The organism is Pseudomonas sp. CM27 (genome assembly GCF_013179515.1).
Lineage (GTDB): Bacteria > Pseudomonadota > Gammaproteobacteria > Pseudomonadales > Pseudomonadaceae > Aquipseudomonas.
The window spans coordinates 1-10,225 of record NZ_JABMCN010000226.1; the positions used below are offsets into that span (position 1 = coordinate 1).

Consider the following 10,225-nt stretch of genomic DNA (forward strand, 5'->3'; position numbering starts at 1 on the left):
TGAAGGAAAAAGGCGTTGCGACCGAGATCGTCGTGGTTTCCGTCGGCCCGACCACTGCCCAGGAGCAACTGCGTACTGCCCTGGCCCTGGGTGCCGACCGGGCCATCCTGGTCGAAGCCGCTGACGAGTTGAATTCCCTGGCCGTGGCCAAGGCGCTGAAAGCCGTTGTCGACAAGGAGCAGCCGCAGTTGGTGATCCTCGGCAAACAGGCCATCGACAGTGACAACAACCAGACCGGCCAGATGCTTGCCGCGCTGACCGGCTACGCCCAGGGCACCTTTGCCTCCAAGGTCGCCGTGGCGGCTGACAAGCTCGAGGTTACCCGTGAGATCGACGGCGGCCTGCAGACGGTGGCCCTGAACATGCCAGCCATCGTCACCACCGACCTGCGCCTGAACGAGCCGCGCTATGCGTCACTGCCGAACATCATGAAGGCCAAGAAGAAGCCGCTGGAAATGGTCACTCCCGACGCGCTGGGCGTATCACTGGCCTCCACCAACAAGACCCTCAAGGTTGAAGCCCCGGCTGCCCGCAGCGCGGGCATCAAGGTCAAATCGGTGGCCGAACTGATCGAGAAGCTGAAAAACGAAGCGAAGGTGATTTGATGAGCATTCTGGTAGTTGCTGAACACGACAATCACACCCTCGCCGCCCCTACGCTGCACACCCTGGCCGCCGCCCGCCAGATCGGCGCCGACATCGCGCTGCTGGTAGCCGGCCAGGACGTGGCCGGTGTGGGGTTCGCCGCCGCGCAGTGCGCTGGGGTGACCAAAGTGCTGCTCGCAGACGATGCTGCCTACGCCCATCAGCTCCCGGAAAACGTGGCGCCGTTGGTGGCCAACCTGGGTCGCGACTTCAGCCATGTGCTGGCCCCGGCCACCAGCAACGGCAAGAACCTCTTGCCGCGGGTGGCCGCGCTGCTGGATGTCGACCAGATCTCAGAGATCATTTCGGTCGAGTCCGCAGACACCTTCAAGCGTCCGATCTACGCCGGCAATGCCATTGCCACGGTGCAATCCAGTGCTCCGGTCAAGGTCATCACCGTACGTTCCACCGGGTTTGAAGCCGCGCCGGCAGAAGGCGGCAGCGCGCCAATCGAGGCGCTGGCGGGGGCTGCAGATGCAGGTCTGTCGGCATTTGTCGGCGAAGAGCTGGCCAAGTCCGAGCGCCCCGAACTGACCGCCGCCAAGATCGTGGTGTCCGGCGGCCGGGGCCTGGGCAACGGTGACAACTTCAAGCACCTGTACAGCCTGGCCGACAAGCTCGGCGCTGCGGTCGGTGCTTCGCGCGCCGCGGTGGACGCAGGCTTCGTGCCTAACGACATGCAGGTCGGGCAAACCGGCAAGATCGTGGCGCCGCAGCTGTACATCGCCGTGGGTATCTCCGGCGCTATCCAGCACCTGGCCGGCATGAAGGACTCCAAGGTCATTGTCGCTATCAACAAGGACGAAGAGGCACCTATCTTCCAGATAGCTGATTACGGCCTGGTCGGCGATCTGTTCGAGATCGTCCCGGCACTGACTTCGACGCTGTAAAGGACAATAAGAAAATGAGCTCACCCGCACTCCAAACATGGATCGGCCGCAGCGAGACCGTCCATGACCGCATCAGCCATAACCTCGTCAAGCGTATTGCCGCTACCTTGAGCGAGCCGGCTCCCGCCCCTGGCGACGCCTTGCCCGCGCTCTGGCACTGGGCGTTTTTCCAGGAGCCGGTCGAAGCGGCCGGGCTGGGTGGCGACGGCCACCCAGCCCGGGGCGGTTTTCTGCCGCCGGCGGACAACCGCAACCGCATGTGGGCCGGGGGGCGCATGGAGTTCATGCGCCCGCTGCGGGTCGATGCCCAGGTATCCCGCCGCTCGACCATCCTCAATGTCGAGGAAAAGCACGGGCGCACCGGCTCCCTGCTGTTCGTCACCGTGCAGCATGAGTACGTGCAGGATGGGCAGCGGGCCCTGGTCGAAGAACAGGACATCGTCTACCGCGAGCCCTCGCCACCCAAGCTTGGCGGCACCGAGCCGATGCCCCACGGCGATTGGAGTGAAAACGTTCAACCAGATCCTACCCTGCTGTTCCGCTATTCGGCGGTGACCTTCAACGGTCATCGCATCCATTACGACTGGCCATATGTCACCGAAACCGAAGGTTACCCGGGGCTGGTGGTTCACGGTCCGCTGATCGCCACGCTGAACCTTCGCGCCTTCGTGCGGGCCAATCCGCAGTTGAGCGTACGCCGTTTCAGCTATCGGGGTGTGCGCCCGCTGATCTGCCCGGATGCGTTCGAGGTCGGCGGACGGCTGACCGGCGACGGCAAAGCGCAGCTCTGGGCGGGCAATCCGGCAGGCCAGGCGCAGGTAGGCGAAATTGAATTCGTCCAGAGGGCACGCTCATGAATACAGAAATCGTACGCAGCGCGCTGTTTGTACCGGCCACCCGCCCAGAGCGCATTCCCAAGGCCCTGGCCAGCGGCGCCGACCGCGTCATCGTCGATCTCGAGGATGCCGTTGAGGAAGCGCTCAAGGAACAAGCGCGCGACAACCTTGAGCTGTTTCTCCGCGACCAATCCCAAGCCCAGGTGCTGGTGCGCGTCAACGCGCCAGGCCACTGGGCCCATGAGGCCGACCTGGCGCTGTGCCAGCGCCACGCCGGGGTCGTCGGCATTTTGCTGCCAAAGGCCGAAACCGTCGGCCAGATCGAGCGCGTGCATGCCACCGGCAAAGCGGTGTGGCCGATTATCGAAAGTGCCAAGGGCCTGGCTGCCCTGCCCGTCCTGGCGGCTGCAGCAGGCGTCGATCGGCTGTCGTTTGGCAGCCTGGACCTGGGCTTGGACCTCGGGCTGAACACCGGCAGCGCCGCTGCCGAACAGGTGCTGGGCCATGCCCGCTACGCGGTGCTGCTGCACAGCCGGGTCGCCGGGCTGGCCGCGCCGCTGGACGGCGTGTTCCCGGCCATTCAGGACACCGACGGGCTGCAGCGCCAGGTGCGTTTCGCCCGGGACATGGGCTTTGCCGGCGCTCTGTGCATCCATCCTGGCCAGGTCAACGTGATTCACGCCGCGCTCAAGCCCTCGGCAGCCGAGCTGGACTGGGCGCAGCGGGTGGTTGAACACGCTGAAACTGGCGCCGGCGTATTCACCCTCGATGGCCAGATGGTCGACGCCCCCGTGATCCTTCGCGCCCGGGCCATGCTGCTCCAAGCCGGCTGAAGCCTCCGTTATCGCTCCCGGCACCGCACACCACCTCTGTTCTGACGCGCAGCGGTGAGCGGTACCGGGGGCACCTATCCAGAGAGGTGCCACATGTGTCTGCTCACTGGTACACCCCGGCCCCGGCGCCACTGCAAACGCCTGCTCTGCCAGGTGCTGCGAGCACTTTCGAGGTTGCCGGCCTATGCTTGAAGCCGCCCGTGCCTGTCCCTCCTCCCTGACCCAGGCTGCAACCGAACTGATGGTCGAGATTGGCTATACCGCCATGACCATGAGAAAGCTGGCCCTGCGCGTCGGCATTCTTCCCGGCAGCCTTTACCATCACGTCGATTGCAAACAGGATCTGCTGCTCAATGTGGTGCTGGAGATCATCGAACGCCGCAAGCAGGCCTGGGAAAACGGCGCCCAACCTCAATCTCTGCATGCTTATGTGCGTTTTGCGCTGGCACGGCAAGTGGCCCTTCCCCAGGAGGAGATGGTCCTTCGTCACGAAGTCAGGCACCTGGACGACCGCCACCGGCTCTGGCTGGAGCGGGCAATGGGGCAACTGGCCGAGCCACTCCGCCAGATTATCGAGGGGGGGTGCGCTCTAGGCCTGTACCGCGTGAGCGACCCTGCCCGAACTGTCGTTGCCATCTTGGCGATCATCGAGAGCGGCAACAGTCTGCGGGTTGGCAATACGGTCTTCGATGAAAATTGGATCGAGCAGCACATCTTGCGGATGTGCAATGCCTTGCTACAGCCCGATCACTGACCTAAGCCGTCTCTGGCGGAACAGCGCCCGCCAGAGCACGCTGCAAGCGGTACTAGGTATCGCGATGATCCTTGCCCCTTAGCCGTTGCCGGAACGCTTCAAACGCCTGCGGATTGACCATGCGTGGCCCCGGCTCCCCGCGCAGCAACTGCAGAATCTGCTCTGCCGCCCACGCGCCCATGCGCTTGCGCGCCTCGCGCGTGACGCCTGCGGTGTGATACAGGCCGACCACGTTTTCAAGGCCAAGCAAAGGATGATCCAGCGCAGGCGGCTCTTGGTCCCAAACGTCGATTCCCGCAGCGCCAAGATGACCGCAGGCCAACGCGTCATAAAGGGCGACCTCGTCATGCAAGCCGCCACGTGCAGTGTTGATGAATACAGCCCCTTTGCGCATCGCTGCGAAAGCCGACGCGTTCATGAGGTTCAAGGTCGAGGCCAGACGTGGGCAATGCAGCGAGACTACATCACTGTGCTGCAACAGGCTCTGCAACGTGCAACTGGTAGCGCCCCGTTGGCCGATCTGTTCCGCGCTCAGCAGGGGATCATGGGCCAGGACCTGCATGCCCAGGGCCTGGGCTATGCGCGCGACACGTGTACCAATCTCACCGATACCGATGAGACCCAAGCTTTTGCCGCACAACTCGCTACCCATCAGGTCTTCGCGAGAAAAGCCGCGATCGCGGCGCAAGCGCCGGTCCGATTCGCTGATCCGCCGCGCGCAATCGATCATCAACCCCACCGTGGCTTCGGCCACCGATTGGGCGTTGGCGCCCGATTGGTTGACGACCAGGACACCCGCGCGAGTGCAGGCTTCGACATCCACCGTGTCAAAGCCTGCACCATTGGTAGAGACACAAAGCAGGTCAGGCAACTGCCCGAGCAGCGCCTCGGTAATACGCCACTGCGGTGGGAGCTCGTCCCGCGCCGAGGGTATCTGAAACACCTGGCAACTGCGCAGCGCCTGCAGGATGACGCCAGGCGACTGGTCACGGGCAACGGTTTGCAGCACGACACCTGGCGAAGCCTCGAACGTCTGGGCCATCACCGGGTGATACCAGACGTCGAAGCGCACGATCTTTTTCCTTTCAGCAGTCATGCTCGCCTCGCCTCAATGGCTGGGGTGGGTAGGGAGGGATTTACGCCCCATGAACTTGCGTACGCCGATGTTCTCCTCAACCTTGCCGTCGCCATCGAGATAACCATGCTTGCCCAGGTCTGGCATCAACAAGGCCGACACCAGGGTGATGGCGCCGATGGCCGCCACGTACAGGTAGAAGTACTGCTCCATTCCCACAGAGCGGAAGGACAGCGCCACATACTCGGCCGAACCGCCGAACATCGCGGCCCCTACGGCGTAAGGCAGGCCCACACCCAGTGCGCGCACAGTCGGTGGATAGAAGTCGGCCTTGAGCACCCCGGTGACCGGTGTATAGAAAGCTGCAATCAGCAAACCGGCGAGCACCAGCCCAAACGCTGCGAGCGGGTCCTGCACTGTCTTGATCGCGGACAGCAACGGGATAACCAGGAAAGTGGACAGCAGGCCGAACAAGATCATGTTGCGGCGCACGCCGATTTTGTCTGCGAGCATGCCGAACACCGGCTGCGCCAGCATGAAGATCACCAATGCGCAAGCCATGATGATGCTGACCGTGGGGGCCGGAATGCCGACACTCACTACCAGGAACTTCTGCATGTACGCGGTAAAGGTATAGAAGTACAGCGAGCAGCCGATGGTGATGGTGAAGGTGAGCAGCACCGCACGCCGGTGTTGCATCAGGCCCCGGAGCGAGCCGGATTCCTTGCTCTTCATCCCTGCTTCAGTGGCTGTCTCGCGCATGGTGCGGCGCAGGATGACCACCACGATCGAAGCCAGCGCGCCGATCAGGAACGGCACCCGCCAGCCCCAGGCCTTCAGGTCCTGTTCCGACAGCACCAGTTGAAGTACCGCTACCGTCAGCAGCGCCAGCAGTTGCCCGGCAATGATCGTCATGTACTGGAACGAGCCGTAGAACGAGCGCTTCCCGGCGCGGGATACCTCGCTGATGTAGGTGGCGCCAGTGCCGTACTCGGCGCCCACCGACAACCCTTGCATCAGCCGCGCGATCACCAGCAGCACCGGCGCGGCGACACCCACCGTGGCATACGTGGGCATCACCGCGATCATCAACGAGCCGCCGCACATCATGAACACCGAGATGATCATCGAGATCTTGCGCCCCCGGGTATCGGCGATATAGCCGAAGATCCAGCCGCCCAGCGGGCGCATGAAAAAGCCGACGGCAAAGATGCCGGCCGTCGCCAGCAGCTGGCTGGTCTGGTCGCCAGCGGGGAAGAACAGTGATGCGAAGTAGATGGAGGTGTAGGCATAGATGAAGAAGTCGTACCACTCCACCAGGTTGCCGGAACACACGCCCACAATTGCGGTTGTACGCTCTTTGCGCGTCAACGGACGTGCCGTGCTCATGTCTGCATTCATGATCGCTTACCCTTGTTGTTATTTTTGTGCCAACTCGGGTACAGCTTTGCATAGCTTCGTTTTGGGGGAAGAGGCGCCTCGGGTCTAACAGCTATGCCTGGCAGGCATGGCCATCTACACCGGGCTTTCGGGCAGTTTGTCCTGCAGATAGCGGCAGACTTCTTCTGCGACCCGGCTCAGGCAGCCTTTGAAGAAGTGGTCGGCGCCGGCGTACACCGATACGCGGCGGTGCTCGCCAGCGGCCCAGTCCATCAGGCTGACCAGGGGCGCCATCTGGTCACACTCGCCGTGCACCAGCAGGCAATCGTCGGGCAGGTCCGGCGCCGGGTAATGGCGGCCCCCCGGTACATCGCCGACCGGCAGCCCCAGCAGGGCCAAGGCGTCGAACTCTCCGACCGATGCGCAGGCCAGCCTTGCGAACACATGGGCGCCGAAAGAGAAACCGATCAAGGCGATGGGCCGCCCTGGCATGATTCCAGCCATGTGCTTGAGCACCGACTGGCTGTCCGCAGTCTCGCCGATGCCGCCATCATGACTGCCCTCGCTTGACCCCACCCCACGAAAACTCGGCCGCACCACCAGCCAGCCGCTGGCACACAACTGCCGGGCAAGGGTCACTGGCACGGTGTGCCGGGGGCTGCCGCCCAACAGTGGTTGCGGATGGCTAACAATAGCCACCCCCTTCGCTGAGGTTGATGGATGATCGAGCAGCAGGTGGAGCTTGCCCACTGGGCCATCGATCAGCAGCTCTTCACGGTCCAATTGTGACATTGCAATTGTCTCCTCGATGGTTGGCGTTCACACGGGCCGGCCCGGCAGTGAGCGCATGACCAGCAGCACCAGCACGACATTGACGACGGCCAAGGCAGCGAGTGTTGCCAGCACAGCCATGGCGCCAAACTGCTGAAGCAGGTAGCCACCGACCAGCGGCGTCAGCGCCTGACCGATCAGCGAAGGCCGCGACATCTTGCCCATCAGCGCCACGTACTGCGCCGGCGGCAGCAGCGCCAGAGGCAGCAAACCCCGGACGATGGCCCGCAGGCCGTTGCCGCAGCCGTAGAGCAACAACCCCAGTGCCGTTGCGCCAGGCGCCAGGGCAACCAGTGCCACGCCCACCGCCACTAATACTGAAGACACCAGGGCGGTCCAGATCGGGTGTCGTTTGCGGGCGACGATCTGCAGCACGCGCGAAGCCACTTGGCTGGGCCCTAATAGCGCACTCAGCGCGATTGCCGTGGCCAGGCTATGGCCCAACCCATGCAGCACTGCCACCAGTTGCACCGAAACAGCGGTCATGATGATCGCACCGAACGCGAAGATCCACATGAGCAACAGGTACAAACGCCGGTCGACGCTGACGTCGGTCGCCGCCGCCACAGGCTTGCTTGTGGCCCCGTGCGGGCCCGCAGGCAGTACCCAGAGGTAAAGCGGCGCGACCGCGACAATCAGCATAAGTGCATAGGCGGTACAGGTGACCCGCCAGCCGAACTGGTCGATGGCGTACGCCACCAGCGGCCAAGTGATCGTGGTGGCAAAACCGGAAATCAAGGTGATGCCAGTGATCGCCCTGCCCGCCCGCTCGGCATACAAGGCGCCGAGGGTGGCAAACAGGGCTTCGTAAAGACCAATGGCCATGCCGACGCCAATCACCACCCAGGCCAGCAGGAACACTTGCAGGCTGTGTGCGTTGGCGACGAGCAACAGCCCCGCCCCCACCACGACTCCACTCGCGGCCAACTGCCGGCGCCCACCGTAGCGCGCGACCAAGCGGCTCGACAGTGGCGCCAGCAGTGCAGACACCATCAAGCCCAGCGACAGCGCGCCGTAGACCCAATGGCCATCCCACCCGGTCTCGCGCAGGATCGGCTCGCCCATGACTGCCAGAAGAAAGAAAGACCCACCCCAGACCATGATCTGGAGTACCCCCAGGCAAAGGATGCCGATGGGTCCGGGGAGACATAGAGCAGCGTTCACAAACGGCCTTCATGTGCGCAGGAGATCGACGTCGGTGCTTACCGTCGCCAACGTGTAGAGGGGCACTGATGCGCGCAAAACGCATAGTGCGGCTGCGCAAGTCTAATGGTATGGGCAAACGGCTGCTATTGAATCCGGGCATTTCAGCCATGCCGGAAAGAGCGGTGATGCGGCGTTCAATAGCGGCCAATCCAGCAGGCCCGCTTCGCGCGAAGCGGGCCTGCCAAAGGCGCTTAACCTTTGCGCTGCAGGGTGTGGTAACCGAGGTCCTCGCGGGCCTGCTTCAAGGTCTTGCCCTGGCTGATGGCGGCGCGGATATCGGCCTCCACGGCTTCGATCTGGCGGGCAAGCTGGGCGACATCACCGGCACGCCCGCGTGGCACCACCACTACGCCATTGGCGTCGGCCACGATGATATCCCGAGCGCAGACCCGCGCCTGACCGATGGACACCGGCTCGTTGACCGCGCCAACCTCGACCCGGTCCTTGCCGGTACGCATGAAACGGCCCTTGGTGAACAGCGGGTAGCCGTCACCCAGAGCCTTGCTGACATCGCGGCAGACGCCATCGATCACTGTCGCGGCGATCTTTCGCGAGCCGGCGTACTGGGTCATGATGTCGCCCCAGACGGTGCAATCGGTGCGGCCGTCATTGTCGATCACCACCACATCGCCTTCGCTCACCTCTTCGATGAAGTCACCCACGGTACCGGGAGGTACGCTAGCGGACACATAGCGGACGGTGAATGCAGGGCCGACCACGACTTGCTTGTAATCGGCCAGCGGCATCACGCCAAAACAGTGCCCTGGCAGGCCCAGCTTGTCCATGGCATCCGATACGCCGGGGGTATCGAGGCCCTCGAACAGCGCAACCAGTTCTTTGTCTTCGGTATTCATCAGCAGCTCCTTGGTACGGTGATCAAATAAAAGATTGTGCAGCGCAAGACCTCAGGACTCTGCCGTTCTGGGGACCGGCTCGATAATGGTCAGCAGCAACACGAAACTGACGAACGAACCGATCGCCAGGTAGGAGAAGACGTAGCTCCAGCCGTAGCTGTCGAGCAATAGACCGGTCAGGAATGGCGTGGCTGCGGCGCCCAACTGGCCAACCATGTTGACGATGGCATTGGCAATCGGGAAGGTCTGCTTGCTGGCCAGCGCCATTGGGTAAACCATATAGGACGAAAAGCCCAGGCTCAGCACCACACCCGTGGCCATCAGCAGCAGCCCATAGGCCAATGGGTCGGCAGGCGAGTTGATCAACAGGTACATCATCACCGAGGTACCCAGGGCCGACAGCAGCATCCCGGGCTTGCGCCGTCCGGCCAGCAAGCGGTCCGAGCAGTAGCCACCCAGCAGGTTGCCCAACACGGCGCCGACCCAAGGCGCTGCCGAGACCAGGCCCATGTTCATTACCGAGAAGCCCTTGACGGTCATCAGATAAGTCGGGATCCAGGCCAGCAGCACGCTGGACACGCCCAGCTGGAAGCAGTAGCTCAGCGCGCTGCCCCATATCTGCCAGGAGCCGAACACCTGGCGACGGGTTTCAAGCTGCGGTATTTCGCGTCGACGAATGAAGGCATCCAGCCGAGCAAAGCTGCGTACTTCAGGTCGCCCGGTATTGCTTGCCGCGGTTCCGGTGCCGCCGGTCCCTGCCGGCTCGCTGATGTAGTCCAACTCGGCCTGGTTAACGAAGCGGCTCCTGGAGGGGTGATCGGCAACCATGAAGTACCAGGCGATTGACAGCAGGATCCCGGGTACGGCAAAGAAGTAGAACACCTCGCGCCAGCCCCACACCGAAATGATCACGGCGCACAGG

General features: G+C 63.3%; 11 protein-coding genes. 5 read left to right on the forward strand and 6 right to left on the reverse strand.

The genetic code is table 11. The features are described from left to right. The 5 genes from HP547_RS23015 to HP547_RS23035 form a co-directional block, all read left to right on the forward strand. Positions 1-605, forward strand: a 605-nt coding sequence (locus HP547_RS23015) for an electron transfer flavoprotein subunit beta/FixA family protein (RefSeq protein ID WP_172287561.1), incomplete at its 5' end; no start/stop codon positions are given. Further along, complete coding sequence (locus HP547_RS23020) at positions 605-1,534, forward strand: electron transfer flavoprotein subunit alpha/FixB family protein (RefSeq protein WP_172227348.1); 930 nt, start codon at positions 605-607, stop codon at positions 1,532-1,534. The genes HP547_RS23015 and HP547_RS23020, both read left to right, overlap by 1 nt. A gap of 14 nt (positions 1,535-1,548) precedes the next feature. Beyond that, the gene (locus HP547_RS23025) at positions 1,549-2,391 is read left to right on the forward strand and encodes a MaoC family dehydratase N-terminal domain-containing protein (protein ID WP_172227346.1); all 843 of its coding nucleotides are present in this window, start codon (positions 1,549-1,551) and stop codon (positions 2,389-2,391) included. Beyond that, a complete protein-coding gene (locus HP547_RS23030; protein WP_172227345.1) occupies positions 2,388-3,203 on the forward strand; it encodes a CoA ester lyase in 816 nt (271 codons plus the stop codon). The genes HP547_RS23025 and HP547_RS23030 overlap by 4 nt, the downstream gene beginning before the upstream one ends. Positions 3,204-3,387: 184 nt before the next feature. Further along, positions 3,388-3,957 carry a TetR/AcrR family transcriptional regulator gene (locus HP547_RS23035; protein WP_172232676.1) on the forward strand — a complete coding sequence of 190 codons (570 nt, stop codon included), beginning with the start codon at positions 3,388-3,390 and terminating at the stop codon, positions 3,955-3,957. Positions 3,958-4,009: 52 nt separating this feature from the next. Here HP547_RS23035 and HP547_RS23040 read toward each other — a convergent pair whose 3' ends face one another. From HP547_RS23040 to HP547_RS23065, 6 genes are all read right to left on the reverse strand, one after another. Then, positions 4,010-5,053, reverse strand: a complete 1,044-nt coding sequence (locus tag HP547_RS23040; protein ID WP_172287563.1) for a hydroxyacid dehydrogenase — start codon at positions 5,051-5,053, stop codon at positions 4,010-4,012. Positions 5,054-5,065: 12 nt separating this feature from the next. Further along, positions 5,066-6,421: an MFS family transporter gene (locus HP547_RS23045; RefSeq protein ID WP_172287565.1), complete on the reverse strand. Its 1,356-nt coding sequence runs from the start codon at positions 6,419-6,421 to the stop codon at positions 5,066-5,068. 126 nt (positions 6,422-6,547) lie between these two features. After that, positions 6,548-7,204: an alpha/beta hydrolase gene (locus HP547_RS23050; RefSeq protein ID WP_172287567.1), complete on the reverse strand. Its 657-nt coding sequence runs from the start codon at positions 7,202-7,204 to the stop codon at positions 6,548-6,550. A gap of 27 nt (positions 7,205-7,231) precedes the next feature. Then, complete coding sequence (locus HP547_RS23055) at positions 7,232-8,344, reverse strand: MFS transporter (protein WP_172287572.1); 1,113 nt, start codon at positions 8,342-8,344, stop codon at positions 7,232-7,234. A gap of 296 nt (positions 8,345-8,640) precedes the next feature. Beyond that, on the reverse strand, positions 8,641-9,303 hold the full coding sequence (locus HP547_RS23060; RefSeq protein WP_172224676.1) for an RraA family protein: 663 nt from the start codon (positions 9,301-9,303) through the stop codon (positions 8,641-8,643). Between the two features lie 51 nt (positions 9,304-9,354). After that, on the reverse strand, positions 9,355-10,225 hold an 871-nt coding region (locus tag HP547_RS23065; RefSeq protein ID WP_172287570.1), incomplete at its 5' end, for an MFS transporter.